Raw genomic sequence first — 19,211 nt, forward strand, 5'->3', positions numbered from 1 at the left:
GCGTCGCGGAGCAAGCGCCTTGTTCCGCTACCTCGCGCTGGTCTGGGACGACGATGCGGCCGCATCACGCGCGGCCGCGCGCCGTCTGGCACAGCATCTGGACAGCAAGCGCGCGTGGCAGACCGCGCTGCGAACGAACGGGCTGTCGGTGTTCGTCACCGGGGCAGATGCGTCGGGCAACGGGGTGTACACACTGCCATCCGAACGGGGTGTGGTCCTCGGCCGGCTGTTCCGCAGAGGCGTCGACGAGAAAGCCCTCGTCCATCACGGACCGCTCGAACCGGAAGACGCCGAAGGTGTCCTGCAGCGCGGAAGCCATGGCTTGGTCACCGACTGGTGGGGGCGCTACGTCGCTTTTCTGAAAGCGGCGGACGGCACCACGACCGTCCTGCGTGACCCGGCCGGCACCCTGCCCTGCTTCGCGCTGGAACACGAGGGCGTGCAGATCGTGTTCTCCTGGCTGGAGGACCTCCTCGCCCTGCCCGGGCTGCCGCTGCCGCCGATCGCCTGGGAGCGGCTGCCTGCGCATCTCCAGTTCGGCGAACTCGGCAACCAGCTCACGTTGCTGGATGGCGTCGAACGTCTGCTCCCCGGGGAGGCGCTCCACATCGGCCGCGCAGGCCGGCGAAGCGAACGCGTCTGGAACGCTCTGAGCTTCGCAGGCTCGCCACTCGACGACGACCCGGCGCGGCTGGCACCGCTCGTTCGCGACACCGTCCGCCACTGCGCACGGTCCTGGGCCGAGGGGCAGCACCGCATCCTGCTGCGCCTGTCAGGCGGCCTCGACTCCTCGATCCTGGCCTGCAGCCTGGCCTGCGGCGGCACACCGGCCGACATCCTGTGCGTGAACTACCACTCGCCGGGCGCCGACACCGACGAGCGGCGCTACGCGCGCCAGGCCGCGCGGCATGCCGGACTCGAGCTGATCGAGTGCGAGCGCGACGACGCCTACCGGCTCGAACGGGTCTTGAACGTGGCGCTGACGCCCTCGCCCGCCACCTACGTCGGCCGCATGGCCGCAGCCGCGCTTGACGCCGATCTGAGCCAGCGCCATCAGGCGCCTTCGCTGTTCACCGGGGCAGGCGGCGACCAGCTGTTCTTCGAGCTTCGCACCTGGTGGCCGGCGGCCGACTTCCTGTCACTGCGCGGCGCCGGCCCAGGGCTGACGCACGCGATGCTGGACGCCGCGCGCCTGGCCAGGCTGTCCGTCTGGCAGACGGCGTCGCTCGCGCTCCGCGTGCGCATGGGGCGCGCTGCGGGCACGGACGCCTTGTCCTGGCCACTCGCGCTGATGGCCGGCGACGCGCTGGAGGCCGCTGCGGCCGCGCGCTACACGCACCCTCTGCTGAGCACGGCCACCACGCTGCCGATCGGCAAGCTCAACCACCTGCGCATGCTGCTGCACCCGATCGGCTACTACGACCCTTACGAACGCGAGCGCGCGCCGGACGTGGTCAACCCGCTGCTGTCGCAGCCGCTGATCGAGCTTTGCCTGCGGCTGCCGACGTACCGGCTCACGCAGGGCGGGCGGGGCCGTGCGCTGGTCCGCCAGGCCTTCGCATGCGACCTGCCGCCGGAAATCGCCGCCAGGCGATCCAAAGGCAGCATCGAGGACCACCTGAGAACCGTGCTCGCGCGCAACCTCCGGTGGGTGCGCGAAGTGCTGCTCGACGGCGAACTCGTCGCACACGGCCTGCTCGACCGCCAGAGGGTCGAAGCCGCGCTGTCTGACAGGCCGCAGGCGGCCACCGTGCACGTGACCGAGATCCACGGCCACGTCGCCGTCGAAGCCTGGCTGCGACGCTGGCGCAGCATCGCAAACAGACATGCCGCGTGACTACGGCCCCGCCTGCACCCGCTCGCAGCGCGGGCGGCGCTCGTCGGCGCCGCGCAGCTCGGCCATCTGGCGCCAGCGCGTGTACTGCTGCTCCAGCGTCTGCGCCGTCTCGCCCTTCAGCACCGGGTCGTGCCGTTCCTCGCCGAGCAGCCAGAAGCGGTACCAGTCCACGTTGCCTTGCAGCGAAATCATGCGTTCGCTGGGCCGCGACAGCGAGTGCGTGCCGTCGGGGATGACGACCATCTCGGCCGGCTTGTACTGGCGGCGCAGCAGCGCATAGATGTCCCAGTTGTTCAGCACCCAGGGCCCGTAGGTCTCGATGCGCAGCGCGGCGCGCACGCAGTCGGTGTGCAGCGCCGGGTCGTTGCGCACCCAGTCGCGCAGCGTGTTGCCGAAGGCGGAGCCGCCGTTGATCGCCTCCTTGCGCGTCAGCATGTTGTCGCCGGCGCCGTAGGTCACGGCGACCGAGAACAGCGTGTTGGCATCCCCGTCCAGCAAGGTCGCCGCACGGATCCGCGTGTCGGTGAAGGTCAGCAGGTTCAGCGCCCGCTCGCCGGTCGCGCTCCAGCCCATCAGGCCGATGCGCTCGGCGTCGACCAGCCCTTCGCCCACCAGCGCGTCGATTGCGCCGCGCACCCCGTCGGCAAAGGCGTCGACACCGCCGCGCTCGTTCGTCGGGCGGCCGGTGCTGGGCCCCAGCGGCAGCGCCAGCACCAGCAAACCCTCGCGGAGGAAGGCCCGGCCCGCGAAGCCGCTGCTGACGCCGTCGGCGATGTTCGCGCCATCCAGGTAGAAGCGGTCGGTGGCGAAGCCGTAGGTCTGGATGACGAGCGGATAGCGCTTTCCTGCCACAAACCCCGCGGGGAGCAGCAGGCCACCATCCCATTGGCGGCCCTTGGCATCTCGCCACGTGTAGGGCTTGGCGACGCCCCAGGTCTCGGCCGAATAGCCGGGGTTCAGGTGGGTCAGCCGCACGCTCTGGCCGGCCGCGGTAGTCGCCCAGACGTCGGGCGGCTGATTCAAGGCCTGGTCCAGGCGCAGCGACACCCCCTGCAAACCGCCGGCGGCTGCGGGCGCGCGGTCGAGCTCCTTCCAGCGCCCGTCGGGCGTGCGCTCGAACCAGCGGCGTTGCGTGCCGTCGATCGCCACGAAGGCATCGTGCGACCCCGGCACCGGATAGGCCGCGTCCAGACGCCCTTGCAGGCTGGCGATGACTTCCAGGCGCCCGGTGTCGGGCCAGTACTCGACCAGATGCGACCCGCTGCCCCGGCCGGCAGACAAGGGCAGATGCGTGCCGGCGATCACGACGGACTTGCCGCCGCGCTGCCACAGCCGGTCCGAGCGCGTCTGCCCGACACCCGGGTAGGCGTCGTCCGGTGCGTCGACCACGGCCTGCTCGTGCCCGTCCGCGAGGCGATACGCCACCAGCCGCCGGGCCACGTAGCTCCTGGGGCGGGAGAAGTAGCCGATCGGGTCCATGCCCAGCGACGGCCCGGCCAGCCGGGCCAGTTCGCCCACCAGCGGGTACTCGTCCGCCCACGCCAGCTGCCGCTCCGGCTCGTAGCGCGGCAGCAGCGCCCAGCGGCCGTCGGGCGAAATGCTCACGCCCGGCGGCTGGCTGCTGCTCTCGGGGAAGACCGGCCCCAACGGCCGCGCCTGCCGCCCGCCGTCGCGCGAGGCCACGAAGTAGCGGTACTGCCGGTCCTGCGCGCGCATGTCGCCCTGCCCGAACTTGATCGACCAGAACGACTGGTTGCCGACGACGACGCTGCGCGCGCCGGTGGGCAACGGCGGCTTCGGGATCTGGGCGACGTACACCACCTGGCGCAGGTCGTCCGAGACGGCAAAAGACACGATCGGCAAGGTCTCGCTCGTCAGTGCGGCCAGACGGCCGGTGCCGACGTCGACGCGATACACCTGGTCCAGGCCGTCGTCGACGCGGCCGCGGAACACCAGCGTCTCGGGCCCGACCCAGCGCACGTCCCGGATCGCCGGGTCGAGGTACGAAGAGTCGCGGCGGGCGGCGATCGTCAGCACGGTGCGCGGCTCTGCGGGCCGCTGCGCCTGCAGGCGTTGCGGGTCCAGGTCCAGCAGCAGGATGCGAAAGAGGTTGCGGTCGGTCGCCATTTCGGCCGTGCGCGTGACGATGAACGCACGGCGGCCGTCCGGCGAAACCTGCGTCTGCAGCGCGTCGGCATCGCTGTTGCGCGGCTGCTCGATGCGGGTGAACTCGACGAGGTCCTGAACCGTGGGCCCGATCCTTTCCGCGGAACGGCAGGCGCTGACCACGGCCATGCCGAACATGAGGATCAGAACCCAGCGCAGCAGCCCGGTGACCAGGCACTCGCCCGGACGCTCCAGCCAGCGGCGCGCAAGAGGCATGAATTGCATTCGGATATTTCCTATCGAAGACGGCCAGGCCCGGGCGGCCGCCGTTGCGGCGCCACCAGAGGCTGGGAGTGAAGAGGGAAGAAAGCGGGCGCGCCGCGGCGCTACCAGGCCACCGAGAGCCGGGCGCTGGCATAGCGCCCACGCCAGTCGGCCTGGGTGGGGTCGTAGAACGGCGCCGTCTCGACGAACTCCGGCGCCCGATCGGTCACGTTGACGATGCCTAGCGACAGGGTGGCGCCGTTGGCCATCGCGCCGGAGACCCAGCCCAGCCGGACCAGGTCGAGACTGGCGTTCAGGTCGTGGGTCCAGGTGTCGCCCAGCCGCCGCTGGCTGGTGCCCGCGTCCTTGTAGGCGCCGAGGTAGCGGCTGGTGAGGCCGACGCCCCAGCCGCCGCGGCTGAACGCCGCCGAAAGCCGCCCCTTCCAGGCCGGTGCCCAGAAGTCGTAGAAGCGCCGCCCCAGGCGGTCATCGGCCGGCGCCGCGGGCGACAGGACCACGCGGTACTCGCGGGCGCGTGTGGCGCTGGCGGCCAGCGTCCAGGTGCCGTCCAGCGCCCGCCAGGCGTGCGCGGCCTCGACGTCGACGCCGGAGGTGTCGACACCGCCGTAGTTGACCTCGGCCCAGGCCACGCGCGTGATCGGCCCGGGCACGCCGCCGGTGGACGGGCCGCGCGTCACGATGCCGGGGAACAGGCTCTCGTTGTCCACCAGCACCTGCGGATACACCAGGCCGATCAACCCGTCGATGCGCACGCGCCAGGCCGTCACGCCCAGCCGCGTGCCCAGCGTTCCGTCGGGCTCCCACACCGCCCCGAGCGTCTGCGCCTTGCCGCGTTCGGGCCCCAGGGCCGGATTGGTGCTGCGGACCACCTCGCCGCCGGCCACCGGCTCGCCACCGCGTGCCGGGTCCACCAGCCCGAAGGCTTCCGAAGGAAAGCTCTGGTCGGGCACGTTCGTCTGCAGCAGCGTCGGCGGCTTGAACGACGTGGCCGTCGACGCGCGCAGCAGCAGCGTGCGTGACGGCCGCACTTCGAGCCCCGCCTGGTAGGTACCCGCCGAGCCGAAGTCGCTGTAGCGGTCGCGGCGCGCGGCCACCGTCAGCGCCGCCAGATCCCAGCCCTGCCCGACCCCGGGCGCCGCGCGCAGCAGCGGCGCACGCAACTCGGCATACGCCGCGCGCTGCGTGCGTTCGGCCTCTATGGGCTGCGCCCCCGGGATCGTCGTGTCGTAGCGGTCGCGACCCGTCTCGACCCCGGCGATCGCCTCCAGCGGCCCCGCCGGCAGCCGCAGCAACGGCCCGCGCACGAAGCCACCCAACTGGTCGTGCCGGCCGTGGTTGGTGCGAAGAGTCTCCGGCCAGATGCGGCGCAGCAGCTCGTCGCTGGCGGCGCGGCCGGTGGTGAACGGGTCGAGCGCGGTGTCGGCCGAGGCACTGGCCAGCGCCGCCGCGCGTGCGGCGGGATCGGCGCTGACGCCCGAGGTGCGGCTGTCGCCGCTGTCGCGCGAGGTGGAGCCCGTGGCCTCGAAGTCCCAGCCGCCCGGCAAGTCACCGCGCAGGCCGACCAGGGCCCGCGTGTAGCGGCTGCGGCGCTCCGAGCTCTGCGCGCCGTTCTCGGCCCCCAGCGCGCCCGTCACGCGCACGTCCACGCCGAACGGGTTGTAGTGGTTGCTCGCCGGCACCAGGACGTTGTTGAGCATCAGCGCCGCTTCGTCGGACCAGAGCCGGTCTTCGGTGCGCGTCAGCTCGCCGAAGAGCGACCAGCCGCCGGCGAACACCCGCTCGCCGCTGGCGTGCAGGCCCAGCGTCTCCGACCCGTGGATCAGCGTGTAGCCCAGGCCCGTGGCCTGCGCGCTGCAGAGGTTGGCCACGCCGGCGGACGGCACGAAGTCGGCCACCGTCAACGGCTGGCCGGCGGGCAGCGACGGAATGCCGGCAACGCTGGAACCCAGGCCCGGCAACGGGCTGCCGTCGGCGCTGCTGACGGTGCCCGGCACGCAGGCGCGTGTGCGCTGGTCGGTGCCGCCGTAGCGCCGGTAGTCGGCGTCGCGGAAGAACGAACGCTCGGCCATCGTCAGCGGCGAGCGCCTGGAGTACGAGCCCAGCACCAGGAACGAGCTGTTCTCGCCATGGCCGCCGCCGGCCAGCGACAGGCTGCCGTCGCGGGTGCCTTGGGCAGAGCCCAGGCGCGCGTCCAGCGCCATGCCGTCGATCGACTTCTTCAGGATCACGTTGACGACGCCGGCCAGCGCGTCGCCGCCGTACACGGCCGAAGAGCCGACCGGCAGCACCTCGATGCGCTCCACCGCCGACAGCGGGATCAGGTTGAGGTTGAAGTAGTTGCCCGAGGACATGCCCACGGCCTGCACGCGGCGGCCGTTGATCAGCGTGAGCGTGGAGCCCAGCGGCAGGCCGCGCAGCTGCACGGTGCCCTGGCCGCCCGTGGCGCCGAAAGAGCCCTCGCCTGCCGCCACCGAGACCTCGCTGAGGCTGCTGAGAAAGCGCTCCAGCGTCGGCTGCCCGCTGTTCTGGATGTCTTTGGCCGTGTACGTGTTGACCGGCACCGGGCCTTCGGTGGCGATGCGCTTGAGCCGCGACCCGGTGACCTCGATCTTCTCGGCCGACGCCGGCAGCCCGCCCGCCGGGGCCGCCGCCGGTTTGACCACGATGGCGCCGTCCGGCATGACCTCGGCCGCCAGGCCCGAGCCTTCGAGGGCACGCGTGATCGCCTCGACGGCCGACAAACGGCCCGATACGGCGCGCGCGGTCTTGCCGTCGACGACGCCCGGATCGAAAAGCACCGACGCGCCCGTCTGCCGCGCGATGGACCGCAGCGCGTCGGCCAGCGCCTGCGCCGGCTGTTCGACCACGTGCCGCGACGGCGCGGGCGGCTCGGCGGCAGCCGCCACGCCGTGCGCCGCGCACACGAGCAGGGCCAGGGCCTGGGCAGCCAGGGGCGGGCGGCGGCGGGCCGCCATGGCGGGTAGCTGGAATCGCATCTCGTGACCTTCTGGCGTTGCCGTTGGGGGGACAACCAGATGACGAGAAAGTCCAATACTGGACTCAACGTGATTTCGCTACTGAGCTTTGGACAACTCCACTCGTCCCGCCTGCTCCTGCACCCGCAGGCCGTGCAAAACCGCCACTGCATGGGCGAAGCCGGCGGAGTCCCCGGTGCGATAGACGCCGCTGACACGCAAACCGGCCAGGCCCGTCGGCTGCAGCAGCACGATCGGCGTTCGGCTGTAGCGGTTCATCTCGGCCACCGCGTCGGCAAGAGAGCTGTCGTCGAACACGGCCTCGCTGTGCTTCCAGGCGACGACCTGGTCCATATTCGGCCGGTCGCGCTCGGCCTTGGCGCGGTGGTCGGGCCCGGCCGCCGCCGCGGAAAGCCGCACACGGTCACCCGCCACCATCGGCACCGCGGCCGGCGGCGCCAGCCCGCCGGCACCGGCCACCGGCTGCAGCGCCACCTGGCCTTCGATCAGCGTCACGGCCAGCGTGTCCTGTCCACCCGGCTGCGGCCCGGCGAAGCGCACCGCGAACACCGTGCCCAGCGCCACCACTTCGCTGCCGCCCGCACGCACGACGAAGGGCCGCCGCGCGTCCTTCGCCACTTCGAACAAGGCCTCGCCGTTCTGGAGGGCCACCTCCCGGCGCTGCGGGCCCAGCGCGACACGCACGCGCGTATCGGTGTTCAGCGTCATGCGCGAGCCGTCGTCCAGCACCACGAGCTGCTGTTCGCCGACGCCGGTGAAGTAGAGCCCGCGGTCACGCCAGTGCTGGTAGCCCACGCCGCCGGCCAGCACGGCCACCCCCAACGCCGCCGCCGACGCCCAACGCACGGGGCCCAGGCGCCAGCGGCCGCCGCCGCGCGAACGTTCTGCCGAAGCCGCAAAGGCGCTGGCCAGCGTGACGCCGGGCACGCTCTGCCAGGTGTCGGTGCAACGCTCGAACGCTTCGCGATGGGCGGCGGAGCGCTGCTGCCAGGCCAGGCATTCCAGCTCCATCTGCCGGCTGCGCTGCGGCCCATGCAGCCGCGCCACCCAGACAGCGGCCTCGGCGGCGATCTCGGGCGTCACCCGGGGCGGGGAGCCCGGTGTTCCGTGGCCCGCGGCGGCGGGCGGCTGACCCATGTTTACCAACCCTCCATCCAGGCCGTGAGCAGCAGCGTGGCCTTGGCGATGTGCTTCTCCACCGCGCTGACGCTCACGCCGTGCTGCGTGGCGATCTGCTGGTAGCTCATGCCGTCCACACGGTTGGCCAGGAAGATAACGCGCGTCTTGTCGTTCAGGCGCCCCAGGCAAACGCCGAGGCGCGCCACGCGTTCACGCGACAGCAGCACCGCCTCTGCGCTGGGCGTGCGGTCGACGAGCACCACGTCGTCCAGCGCCACCTCTTCGCCCCGCGCCAGGCGCGAGCGGTGGGCGTCGATGGACAGGTTGAGCGCCACGCGCATCAGGAACGCCTCGGGCTCGTCGACCGCCTGCTCGCGCCGGTAACATTCCAGCCGCACCCAGGCTTCCTGCACCAGGTCGTCGGCGTCCTGCTCCGTGCGGCCACGGCGCATCAAGGCCGATCTGACGCGGGAGATGACGCCTTGCCAGTTCTTCACCATCCGGGCTCCGCGAACAGAAAGCGCCGACCGTTCAGCCGCCGAGCGCAACACCCCTGAAGGGCGAGACCTCCAGAAGGGGGCGCTGCGCGCGGGTGGCCGTGGACCGGGCGGCGTCGAACCGGCGTTGCGCGCGCGCCAGCGCCGTTTGCACGAAGGACGGCGCTGCGCTGGGGTCGGCAACACCACCATGCCGAGCGAGCGCCCTGCCGACGCTCAGATGGAGCGAAGTTGCACGAGCATCCCCCCGAAGGACCTCCCTCCGAAGGGTGGGTGCCAGCGACCACAACAGCCGTCCCTGGTCCAGGGCGAGGCGCCAGTCCGTCACGAGCGCCGGGTAGCGGGCGGCCCAGCGGCTGGACTCGAACGCGGAGATGGACTGTTGGGCGGCCTGGCTGGAGCCGGCTTGCAGGATGGCGACCAGGTGGTTCTTCACCGGCGCGCGGTCGCGTGGCTGCACTTGTCGGACGCTGCGGTCCAGGAGTGTGGCGAACGACGGCAGCGGTGAGGTACCGGGGAACTGCGTCCGCAACTCCTCACCGAAGGCCGTCGGGTTGTCGGTGACGGCGAAGCGGATGCGTTCGAGGCCGCGGTGGCAGATGTCAGCCAGGATCTGGCGGCAGGCCTGTCGCCCGGACTCGGGTGCGAGCCAGATACCAAGGATCTCGGATCCATCACGACGGCTGCCGATCCACCAATGCACCGCGCCGCAGCGGTCACCACCGTAAAGCAGATGGTGGACGGGCGCGCAGTGGACATAGGCAGCGACATAGCTGCGGCACAGCGTCAAGCCCGCTCGCGCACCTTCATCACGTCGTCCGTTGCTCCAGTTCACGGTGCCCTCCGGGACCCATTAATGTGGATGATCGTCCGTGGTGCTATCAACGTCAAGCCTCGACGATGCCCGGGTGCCTCGCCCGTCACCCCGCCACGCCCAAGCACCCGAACTGGTTGCGTTCGGTGCTGCCGTGCGCGAACGGCGACTGGCACTCGGCCTCTCCCAGGAGGCGCTCGCACACGCGGCCGGCATCGATCGCTCGTACATGAGCAGCGTCGAACGAGGCGGCCAGAACGTCGGGCTGGTGCTCGCGGCTCAGATCGCGCGTGCGCTCGACATCAAGCTGGCTGAGCTCGCGGCCGCCTCAGGCCTGTAGCTTTGACGGGCCAGTGAACTGGCAAACAACTCGAAGGCAAGCGTGCCTACCGCATCCACCGCACCGACACTTCGGGAGGCTGCCGCTCGGCAGAGCGCAGTAGCCCTGCGCTGGACGACGCGCTGAGCCGTGAATTGGACAGACTGGACCTAGCTCTAAGGCACATCTGAAGCCGCTCAAGCGCAGTGCCTGAAGACGTCCACGTGGGCGCGACTCGTCCCGCCGGAGAGCTGGGGGCACCCTGCTGACTGCAGTACATTCGCATCACGATGAAGAGGACGCCATGGCAGCGAGCAAGACCGCCACATTGACGCTGCGCATCGAGCCCGAGATCAAGCAGGCACTGCAGCGTGCCGCCGAACTGGAGCACCGGTCGATCGCGAACATGATCGAGGTGCTCATCCGCGATCACTGCAAAGCCAAGGGCATCGCCACGGACGCCTCGACTAACAACAAACCTGCGGCCAAGGGAGCCACTTCGTGATCAAGACCGTCAGACAGGCATGCCGCTTCAACGCGGTGATCCACGACTACCGGATGAGCCAGGGCATCGAGAACCTAGCCGAGCTGATCCGGGACGAAGGGGATGGGCGGGAGTTCTTCTCGCGCAACTTCGTCACCCACGGGATGGCTCAGCTATTCCGTGAAGGCTTGCTGCGCCTATCGGGAAAGTCGGATCAGGCGGTCTTCGAGCTGACCCAGGCCATGGGCGGCGGTAAGACGCACATGATGATCGCGCTGGGGCTGCTGGCACGCCACCCGCACCTGCGCCAGGAGGTGCTGCCCGCCGATCTGAAGGACCGAATCGAAATCGGACAGGCCCGCATTGCCGCCTTCAACGGCCGCAACACCCCTGACAACTACATCTGGGGTGACATCGCGACGCAGCTGGGCAGATCCGAAGCCATCAAGCCCTACTGGGCCAACGGACCGAGATCCGTCGACCAGCAGAAGTGGAAGGAGATCATCGGCGAGGAGCCCACCCTGATCCTTCTGGACGAGCTGCCGCCCTATCTTGATAACGCCAGCACCCAGGTCTTCGGGCAGGGAACGCTTGCCAACATGGTGGTGTTCTCTCTGGCCAGCTTGATGAGCGCGGCACTGGAGCTGCCCAACTGCTGCATCGTCGTCGCGAACCTTTCGGGCAGCTACCAGGCGCAAACCAAGGCACTGGCCGACGCGATCTCCAACCTCCAGCAGGAGACTCGCCGGCAAGCGATGACCATCACCCCGGTACAGCTGGCCGGCAACGAGATCTACGAGATCCTCAAGACGCGCCTCATCGACGAGATGCCAAGCGAGCGCGTCATCGCCGACGTGGCCGAGGAGTACGCGCAGCAGGTCAAGAAGGCCGAGGACGCCGGCTACGTCGTCGCGGCCAGCATCGAGCAGCTCGCAGAGCAGGTGCGCGAGACCTATCCTTTCCACCCGTCGTTCAAGCACTTGGTCGCCTTGTTCAAGGAGAACGAGGGCTTCCGGCAGACCCGCGGCCTGATGCAGTTCACCGCACGCCTGCTGAAGAGCGTGGCGCTGCGCGAGAACGACGACGTCCACCTCATCGGGGCCCAGCACCTTGCGCTCAACGACGATCAGGTACGTGACGAGATCGAGCGCATCGCCCCCAAGTTGCTGCCGGCTGTCACGCGGGACATCGCCGACAAAGGCAATGCCATCGCCGAGACTATCGACGCCGAGCTTGATACCGATGCATCGCGCCAGGTGATGACGCTGCTGCTGGCTTCTTCGCTGTCGCGCGCAGTGGGCGGGCGTATCGGTCTGTCGGAGAGCGAGGTCATCGAGTTCCTCGCCGCGCCCGGCCGCAAGCCCGACGAGTTCCTGCAAGCGCTGCAGCGGCTGCGCGAGCTGGCCTGGTACCTGCACCGCGAAGATCAGCGTCTCTTCGTCAAGGAGACCGAGAACCTCTCGCGTCAGATCGAGCGCAACGCCAAGGAGGTGCCGCAGCCCAAGATCGACCAAGCGCTGATCAACCGGCTAACCGGCATCCTGCAGCCGGAGAGACGCCAGGCGTACCAGGACGTGCAGGTGCTGCCTCGCCTCGACGAGATTCGCCTGAGCGGCCCGCGCACCCTCATCGTCATCAAGCCGGACGGCAAGGTCCCACCCAGCGAACTCCAGAACTTTTTCGACTACCAGCAGGAGAAGAACAACCTGTTGGTGTTGACGGGGCAGGACAGCCACATGGCTGACGCCGTCGAGGAACGATTGCGCGAGCTGTACGCCATTGAGCAGATCCACAAGCGCTTGAAGGCGGGAGACACCCTGTTCGAGGAGGCGCGAGACCGCCTCGAGGAGGCCGAAGATCGGTTCTCCAAAGCGCTCTCCGCCGCCTACAACCGGGTCTACTTCCCGAGCACCGATCCCATCGACGGGCGGCACTTCCTGGCCAACGTCACCATCGACAACGGTCTCAAGCTCGGCAAGGGCGAGCAGTCCGCCGAGGCGCAGATCGAAACGCTGCTTGCCAGCCCGCGCGCCAACTACAAGTTGGCCGCCAACCTCACCGACAGCTTCGGCGAGTATTTCGCCATGGCAGAAGAGGTTCTGTGGCCCTCGGGCAAGGACAACCGCCGCACGCCCTGGAAGGACGTGGTGGCACGCGCCAAAAGCAACCCCGACTGGCCCTGGATGCCCGGGTCAGGTGGTATGGACACGCTGAAGGCCGAGGCCCTGAAGCAAGGGCGGTGGCGCCTGGGCGAAGACGGGTATGTCGAGAAGGGCCCGTTCCCGAAGGACAAGACCACGGTCAACGTCTTGGTCGTCGGCAGCCAGCCGGACACGGGCGCCACCATCCTGAGCCTCACGCCGCGTCACGCGGGCGAAAGCCCGGTGGTGGTCTACGCCACGCGCCCCGAGGGGCTGGTCAAGGGGCAATCCATCGACGATCTCGACAGCTTCACCACGACGGAAGGCACGCTGTACTTCCTGGCCCGCGACACCACCGGCAACTACGAAACCGGCAAGCCCGTTCGCTGGACTGCCGAGTTGAAGATCCGCCATCAGGTGGAGCCGGCCGCCGACAAGCGCCGCGTCACGCTGGCGTGCACGCCCAAGGCCACGACGCTGAACTACACGCTGGACGGCTCCAACCCGCGCGACGGCCTGCCTTACGAGGGGCCATTCGAGATCGGCGCCGCCGCGGCCCGACTACTCGTCTACGCCTGCGCTGGTGAGGCCAACAAGACGGCCGACTTCCAGATCCCAGCCAGCGGCGACAAGACCGTCCAGATCAACGACACCAAGCCCGTCAAGCTGCAGCCCAAGCGCATCGGACTGGACACCACCGACCGCGTGTTTGGCGTCATCAACCGCTTTCGCGACCAGCCCGGCACGCTCTTCAAGGGCGTGCGCATCGAGATCGGCGAAGGCGAGAAGACCGTGACCGTTCGCTTCCAGGAGCGCGAGGTCACTGCCAACGTGATCGAGGGCGTGATCAACAGCCTGCGCCAGCTGCTGGCCGAAGACCAGGCGCCGGTGGTCGTGAACATCAGCGACGGCGCCCACTTCGACACCGGCTTCGCAGCCAAGGAGTTCGCCAAGCTGGTGGGCCTGGAGCTGAAGCCTGGCGACGTGCTCCAGGAGGCCTGAACCCATGACCAAGGCCAGGATCACCCGCGCCGCCGCGGCGCCGGACGCCAACGCCGCGGCTCCCGCGGCGGCGGACGTGCGCCCGACCCTGGGCTTCGGTGTGCCTGCCACGTCGGACCCACACCACTTCAAGGTAATCGTCCCGCGCAGCAACACCGCCCCCGTGCAGGTGAGCGAGTACCTCGGCCTGCAGGCCTTGAGCAGCGAACACTCGGTGATCGACCGGTGCGTGCTCGACCGAGCACGCTGGACGGCCATCCGCGCCGAAGTGCAGCGTGCCTTCAATGCCCGCCTCAGCGCACACGACCTCAGGCCAGGAGCGTGGAAGACCGGCGACAACCCGGTCGACCGGCTGCTTGGCAGGGAGCTGTGCGTGCTCGTGTGGGCCGTCGAGCAGATGGAGATGGAGAAGATCCCCGTTGCCGTGCGCAACTGGCTGGCGCTGCGGCCGGAGGAGCGTTGGTGGCTGTTCGGCATGACCGCGATGAGCACGGGTGGCATAGGCGACGGCTGTAAGGGATGGCGGCTGGCACTGCGCCACGCGCTGGGCGACGTGGCGCAGAGCGAGCTGCTGTCACCCCGCTCGCGGCGCGGCGCGGCAGCAAGCGCGAGCGGGATCGCAGGGGAACGCCCCACCCTGGATTTGTTCGGTGACGGCACGGCATGACCGCCCAGGACCTGCTCGAACGCCTGCAACTGCTCGACGAAACCGAGCGCATCGAAGCCAAAGCCGGCTCCGACGTGGGCAAGTCGGTCATGGAGACCGTGTGCGCCTTCGCCAATGAGCCCGCCATGGGTGGCGGCTGGCTGCTGCTGGGCGTGGTACGCGAAGAACTGGCGCTCTTCCCCGGCTACACGGTGGAAGGCGTAGAGCAGCCGGAGCGCGTGGGAGCCGAACTCGCCACCCAGGCGGCAAGCATGTTCAACCAGCCCGTGCGGCTGGAGGTGCGTACCGAGCAACTCGAAGGCAAAGTAGTGCTGTCGGTCTTCGTGCCCGAGGCGGCGCCGCAGGACAAGCCGGTCTACCTGAAGGCCCAAGGCCTGCCACGCGGCGCGTTCCGCCGCATCGGCAGCACCGACCAGCGCTGCACCGAGGACGACCTGATCGCGCTGTATCAGGCTCGCCAGGTGGAGAGCTTCGACTCCGGCCTGGTGCCCGACACCACGGTCGACGACCTGTCTCCCGAAGCCATCGCCGACTACCGCGTTGCCCGCCGCGAGGCAAACCCCGACGCCGAAGAGCTGCGCTGGTCCGACGACGAGTTGCTGCAGGCGCTGGGCGCCGTTCGTCGCAATGCGCAGGGGGCTTGGCAGCCCACCGTGGCTGGCCTCGTGCTGCTGGGCAAGCCCGTAGCGCTGCGCCGATGCTTCCCGATGACGCGCGTGGATTACATCCGCGTGCCCGGCCGCGACTGGGTGCCGGACCCGGACCGCCGATTCGACACCGTCGAACTGCGCGACCCCTTGTTCCGCCTGATCCGCCGAGCGCAGGCCGCCATCCTGGACGACCTGCCCAAGGCCTTCGGGCTGGCCGAAGGCGAACTGCAGCGGCAGGACAGCCCGCTGGTACCGCAGCGCGTGATCCGCGAGGCCGTCGTCAATGCGCTGATGCACCGCAGCTACCGGCAGCAGGCGCCGGTACAGATCATCCGCTACAGCAACCGGCTGGAGATTCGTAACCCGGGCTTCTCGCTCAAGTCGCCCGAGCATCTGGGCGAACCGGGCTCGGTGCCGCGCAACCCCAAGGTGGCCGCCGCGCTGTACGACACCCGCTTTGCGGAGACGAAGGGCAGCGGCGTGCGCGTCATGCGCGACATCTGTGAACGCGCCGGCCTGGCGCCACCGCTGTTCGAGTCGGACCGGGGGCAGGACCAGTTCACGCTGCGGCTGTTCTTCCACCATTTTCTGGGGCCGGACGACCTGGCGTGGCTGGCGCGGTTCAAGGAGCTTCAGCTCTCCGAGGCCGAAGCCCGGGCACTGGTGGTGGCACGCGAGGCCGGCGCCATGGACAACCAGACCTATCGCGAGATCAACAAGGTGGACACCCTGGCCGCCAGCAAGGCCCTGCGCCGCCTGCGCGCCGCCGGCCTCTTCACCCAGAAAGATCGTGGCTCGGCCACCTGGTATCAGCCCACCGCCCGGATGCTGGGCCGCAATGACCTGGATGACGGCAAGGACGGCGCTGCCCAGAGCACCGGCGAACTTACTGCCCAAGGCGCTGGCGGTGCCGGCTTGTCTAGTAACCCCCTCGGCTTATCTAGCAACCCTGGCGCCTTGTCTAGCAACCTCGGATCCCAGGACAGTAACCCTCGCCAGCCTGAAGCTCGGGATGACCCGCTGGCCGACCCGCGCCGCCAGGCCCTGCTGAACGAGCTGCCCGGCGGCCTGGCCGCCCGGGTGGGCGCCATCGGCCAGCGTCGCCCGCCGCAGGAGGTGCAAGACCTGGTGGTGGCGCTCTGCGGACTGCGCCCCTGGCGGGCCGAGGAGATCGCGGCCCTGCTGGGCCGCAACGCCGAGACCGTGCGCCAGAACTACCTGCGCCCCCTGCTGCGCGCCGGCCGGATCGCCATGACCCGGCCCGACAAACCCAATGACCCGGACCAGGCCTACCGCGCCTGAAGCCGCCGCATGACCAACCGTCCCTCCCTTACCCCTGGCGCACTGCGCGACGCGCCTGCCTTGATTGAGTCAGTCTTTCCCGCGCAAAAGGTGTCGTTCGAAGCACAGCGGGAGCGCAAGGCACAGGCTAGCCAGACCCTTACGGCCCTCGGATCGTTCTGGAAGGGCCGCAAACCGTTGATCCTGGTGCGCGCTGTTGTCCTTGGTGCGCTGCTGCCGGCCACCGACGATGCCGAGCAGGATCTCGAAATCTTCGAGCGGCTGATGGCCTTCGACGCAGAGGGCCTGGCCCGCCGCGCCCTGGCCAACAACGCTTTCAACGTCGAGACGTTGCAAAGGCTCATCCCGATCAACGATCCCGAACGCTACTTCAGCACCTCGGGATGGCGTCGTGACATCGGGCTGGCCGAGAAGCTAGAGCTGTACCGCCCGGCCATCGCCACCTTCGGCAGCTACGAAGAAAAGGCCGCGCTGTGCAAGCGGCCGGAAGAAGTCGATGCCGATTGGCTCTATGAGCCGGTCTGGCCCGTGGTCAACCGGCACTACGCGCACCTCGGCATTCAGGCGCACTCCGTCGATCAACTCGTCGAACAACTCGGCATGCTGCGGTACGGGCGCCGACCCCGGGTTGGCGACACGTTCAGCGGCGGCGGCTCAATCCCGTTCGAAGCCGCACGGCTGGGCTGCGACGTTTACGCGTCGGACCTGAACCCTCTGGCCTGCATGCTGACATGGGGTACGTTCAACATAATCGGCGCCACGCCGGAACAACAACGCCGCATCAAGCGCGCCCAACAGGCGGTGACGCTCGCCGTGGAGCGAGAGATCAAGACCCAGGGCATCGAACACGATGCCGCGGGCAACCGCATCAAGGCGCTACTGCATTGCCTGGAAACTCGATGCCCCGAGACAGGCTGGATGGTCCCCATGTCCACCACCTGGATCGTGTCCAAGATCCGCGGCACGATCGCGCGGCTGGAGCCGGACCGCGCCAACAGGCGCTTCAACATACGCATCGTCAGTGGCGTCACGCCAGAAGAGCTGGCGGCGGCATCCGAAGGCACGATCCAGTCGGGCCATCTGGTGTATGAGCTGGATGGGCGCACCTATCGCACGCCAGTCAAGACCTTGCGTGGCGACTACCGACAAGCAGATGGAACCGCAGGGAATCGACTCCGGCCATGGGGATGCTCGGACATCAAGCCCCGGGCGGACGACATCCTGCAGGAACGCCTCTTCGCCATTCAGTGGGTCAAGCATGACACGGTGGATGCTGGCCGCCAGGAAACCTACTTTGCTGAGCCGACCGCGGCCGACCTGGAGCGGGAGCGCAAGGTTGAGGAGATCGTCTGTGCCAATCTAGAACGGTGGCAGCGTGAAGGTCTCGTCCCGGACATGCCCATCGAGCCCGGCGATGAGACCGGGCGACTAATTCGAGAGCGTGGTTGGACCCACTGGCACCACCTCTACATGCCGCGGCAGCTGTACTACGCGGCGCTCGTAGCCGAGGCCATCAGAGCGCAACCCACAGAGGTCGCTAACGTCCTGCAGTTCGATCGCATGTTCCTCGCCGACAAGTCGGCCAAACTCTCTCAGTGGCGCCTGGGTTCGCCAGGTCGTCCAGGAAGAGCGCCTTCAGCGGACGGCGTAGAGCACGTTTTCTACAACCAGGCCCTGAATGTTTTCTATAACTATGGCGTTCGCGGGTTTCAACAGATGAGGCCCGGCGAGTCGGTCAGATACCGACACAGCTTGGTGTCCGGCCGCGCAGAGGTCGCTACGCATGAAGCGTCCCAAGTCGCGACTAGTGCGGATCTTTGGGTTACCGATCCGCCCTACGCTGACGCGGTCCATTACCACGAGATCACAGAGTTCTTCATCGCGTGGCTGCGACGTAATCCGCCCGCACCCTTCAACGAGTGGGTCTGGGACTCCAGGCGCGCGCTGGCCATCCAAGGCTCGGGCGAAGACTTCCGCCGCAACATGGTGGCGGCCTACACCGCGATGGCGACACACATGCCCGACAACGGCATGCAGTGCGTGATGTTCACGCACCAGGACACCGGCGTCTGGAGCGACCTGGTCGGCATATTCTGGGCCGCGGGGCTGCAGGTGGTGGCGGCCTGGTACATCGCCACCGAGACCACGTCCGAGCTGAAGAAGGGCGGCTACGTGCAGGGCACTGTGACGCTGATGCTGCGCAAGCGCCCGGCAGGCGAGCGGCAGGCCTTCAAGCAGCGCCTGTTGCCGGCCGTGCGACAGGAGGTGGAGCGTCAGATCAGGACCATGATGCACCTGAACACGTCGGTGACGGCTCACCACGGCGAGCCCGTGTTCAACGACTCGGACCTGCAGATGGCCGGCTACGCCGCCGCGCTGAAAGTACTGACCGCCTACACCCACATCGGCGGCGAGGACGTCACCAGCTTCGCGCTGCGCCCGCGTGTGAAGGGCGAGGTCACGGTGGTGGACGAGATCGTGCAACAGGCCGCCGAAGCAGCCAGCAACCTGTTGGTGCCCGAAGGCCTCGCCGCCGACACCTGGGGCAAACTGGCCGGCATCGAGCGCTTCGTGCTGCGCATGATGGACATGGAGACCACAGGCGCGCGCAAGCTGGACAACTACCAGAACTTCGCCAAAGCCTTCCGTGTGCAGGACTACAGCCGGGTGATGGCCAGCATGGCGCCCAACGAAGCCCGGCTGAAGCGGGTGACCGAGTTTGCCTCGCGCGATCTCACCGACAGCACCGAACTGGGCGCCACGCGCCTGGGCCGGTTGATCATCGCATTGCAGCAGATGCGCGCCGACGTGGAGCCGCCAACCATCATCAGCCAGTTGCAGGCCGAGATGCCCGACTTCCTGGAAGCCCGCCCGCTGCTGGTGGACCTGCTGGCCTTCGTGGAACGCAAGGCTCCCGAGGCCGACGTGCGCGGGGCCGCCGAGGTGCTGGGTGCCCGGCTGAAGAACCAGCGCTTCGGGGTCTGAGGGAGAA

12 protein-coding genes are annotated in these 19,211 nt (G+C 68.9%); 7 read left to right on the forward strand and 5 right to left on the reverse strand.

From position 1 onward, the window contains the following. Positions 1-19: 19 nt before the first annotated feature. A complete protein-coding gene (locus RBXJA2T_RS17370) occupies positions 20-1,837 on the forward strand; it encodes an asparagine synthase-related protein (protein ID WP_009858735.1) in 1,818 nt (605 codons plus the stop codon). Here RBXJA2T_RS17370 and RBXJA2T_RS17375 read toward each other — a convergent pair whose 3' ends face one another. From RBXJA2T_RS17375 to RBXJA2T_RS17395, 5 genes are all read right to left on the reverse strand, one after another. After that, positions 1,838-4,228 (reverse strand): S9 family peptidase, encoded by a 2,391-nt coding sequence (locus RBXJA2T_RS17375; RefSeq protein WP_009858736.1) that lies wholly within the window; start codon positions 4,226-4,228, stop codon positions 1,838-1,840. It abuts the gene before it with no gap. A 101-nt stretch (positions 4,229-4,329) separates the two neighbouring features. Beyond that, positions 4,330-7,203, reverse strand: coding sequence for a TonB-dependent receptor (locus tag RBXJA2T_RS17380; RefSeq protein WP_009858737.1), 2,874 nt, complete (start codon positions 7,201-7,203; stop codon positions 4,330-4,332). Between the two features lie 99 nt (positions 7,204-7,302). Next, positions 7,303-8,361 carry a FecR family protein gene (locus RBXJA2T_RS17385; protein ID WP_029719027.1) on the reverse strand — a complete coding sequence of 353 codons (1,059 nt, stop codon included), beginning with the start codon at positions 8,359-8,361 and terminating at the stop codon, positions 7,303-7,305. A gap of 2 nt (positions 8,362-8,363) precedes the next feature. Continuing rightward, positions 8,364-8,843 carry an RNA polymerase sigma factor gene (locus RBXJA2T_RS17390; RefSeq protein ID WP_009858739.1) on the reverse strand — a complete coding sequence of 160 codons (480 nt, stop codon included), beginning with the start codon at positions 8,841-8,843 and terminating at the stop codon, positions 8,364-8,366. A gap of 31 nt (positions 8,844-8,874) precedes the next feature. Continuing rightward, positions 8,875-9,675: a transposase gene (locus RBXJA2T_RS17395; RefSeq protein ID WP_081467649.1), complete on the reverse strand. Its 801-nt coding sequence runs from the start codon at positions 9,673-9,675 to the stop codon at positions 8,875-8,877. A 73-nt stretch (positions 9,676-9,748) separates the two neighbouring features. On the opposite strand from RBXJA2T_RS17395, the gene RBXJA2T_RS17400 reads away from it, so the two are divergent. The 6 genes from RBXJA2T_RS17400 to RBXJA2T_RS17425 all read left to right on the forward strand — a co-directional run bounded on the left by RBXJA2T_RS17400 (position 9,749) and on the right by RBXJA2T_RS17425 (position 19,204). Next, positions 9,749-9,994, forward strand: coding sequence for a helix-turn-helix transcriptional regulator (locus RBXJA2T_RS17400; protein ID WP_029719025.1), 246 nt, complete (start codon positions 9,749-9,751; stop codon positions 9,992-9,994). A gap of 283 nt (positions 9,995-10,277) precedes the next feature. Then, complete coding sequence (locus RBXJA2T_RS17405) at positions 10,278-10,478, forward strand: type II toxin-antitoxin system antitoxin (protein WP_009858742.1); 201 nt, start codon at positions 10,278-10,280, stop codon at positions 10,476-10,478. After that, positions 10,475-13,600, forward strand: a complete 3,126-nt coding sequence (locus RBXJA2T_RS17410) for an anti-phage-associated DUF499 domain-containing protein (protein WP_009858743.1) — start codon at positions 10,475-10,477, stop codon at positions 13,598-13,600. Before RBXJA2T_RS17405 ends, RBXJA2T_RS17410 begins: the two co-directional genes overlap by 4 nt. 4 nt (positions 13,601-13,604) lie before the next feature. Further along, positions 13,605-14,267: an anti-phage-associated DUF3780 domain-containing protein gene (locus tag RBXJA2T_RS17415; protein WP_009858744.1), complete on the forward strand. Its 663-nt coding sequence runs from the start codon at positions 13,605-13,607 to the stop codon at positions 14,265-14,267. Continuing rightward, positions 14,264-16,219, forward strand: a complete 1,956-nt coding sequence (locus tag RBXJA2T_RS17420) for a DUF8451 domain-containing protein (protein WP_009858745.1) — start codon at positions 14,264-14,266, stop codon at positions 16,217-16,219. The genes RBXJA2T_RS17415 and RBXJA2T_RS17420 overlap by 4 nt, the downstream gene beginning before the upstream one ends. Before the next feature lie 9 nt (positions 16,220-16,228). Then, positions 16,229-19,204, forward strand: a complete 2,976-nt coding sequence (locus RBXJA2T_RS17425; RefSeq protein ID WP_009858746.1) for an anti-phage-associated DUF1156 domain-containing protein — start codon at positions 16,229-16,231, stop codon at positions 19,202-19,204. Positions 19,205-19,211 lie beyond the last annotated feature (7 nt).

It is taken from the genome of Rubrivivax benzoatilyticus JA2 = ATCC BAA-35 (assembly GCF_000190375.1).
Taxonomy (GTDB): Bacteria; Pseudomonadota; Gammaproteobacteria; order Burkholderiales; family Burkholderiaceae_C; genus Rubrivivax; species Rubrivivax benzoatilyticus.

What these genes read in the sequence shown, in the direction of transcription:
- RBXJA2T_RS17420 (WP_009858745.1), top strand. Translation starts at nt 14,264, where the DNA reads ATGACCGCCCAGGACCTGCTCGAACGCCTGCAACTGCTCGACGAAACC.
- RBXJA2T_RS17390 (WP_009858739.1), bottom strand. Translation starts at nt 8,843, where the DNA reads ATGGTGAAGAACTGGCAAGGCGTCATCTCCCGCGTCAGATCGGCCTTG.
- RBXJA2T_RS17380 (WP_009858737.1), bottom strand. Translation starts at nt 7,203, where the DNA reads ATGGCGGCCCGCCGCCGCCCGCCCCTGGCTGCCCAGGCCCTGGCCCTG.
- RBXJA2T_RS17375 (WP_009858736.1), bottom strand. Translation starts at nt 4,228, where the DNA reads ATGCAATTCATGCCTCTTGCGCGCCGCTGGCTGGAGCGTCCGGGCGAG.
- RBXJA2T_RS17425 (WP_009858746.1), top strand. Translation starts at nt 16,229, where the DNA reads ATGACCAACCGTCCCTCCCTTACCCCTGGCGCACTGCGCGACGCGCCT.
- RBXJA2T_RS17385 (WP_029719027.1), bottom strand. Translation starts at nt 8,361, where the DNA reads ATGGGTCAGCCGCCCGCCGCCGCGGGCCACGGAACACCGGGCTCCCCG.
- RBXJA2T_RS17415 (WP_009858744.1), top strand. Translation starts at nt 13,605, where the DNA reads ATGACCAAGGCCAGGATCACCCGCGCCGCCGCGGCGCCGGACGCCAAC.
- RBXJA2T_RS17405 (WP_009858742.1), top strand. Translation starts at nt 10,278, where the DNA reads ATGGCAGCGAGCAAGACCGCCACATTGACGCTGCGCATCGAGCCCGAG.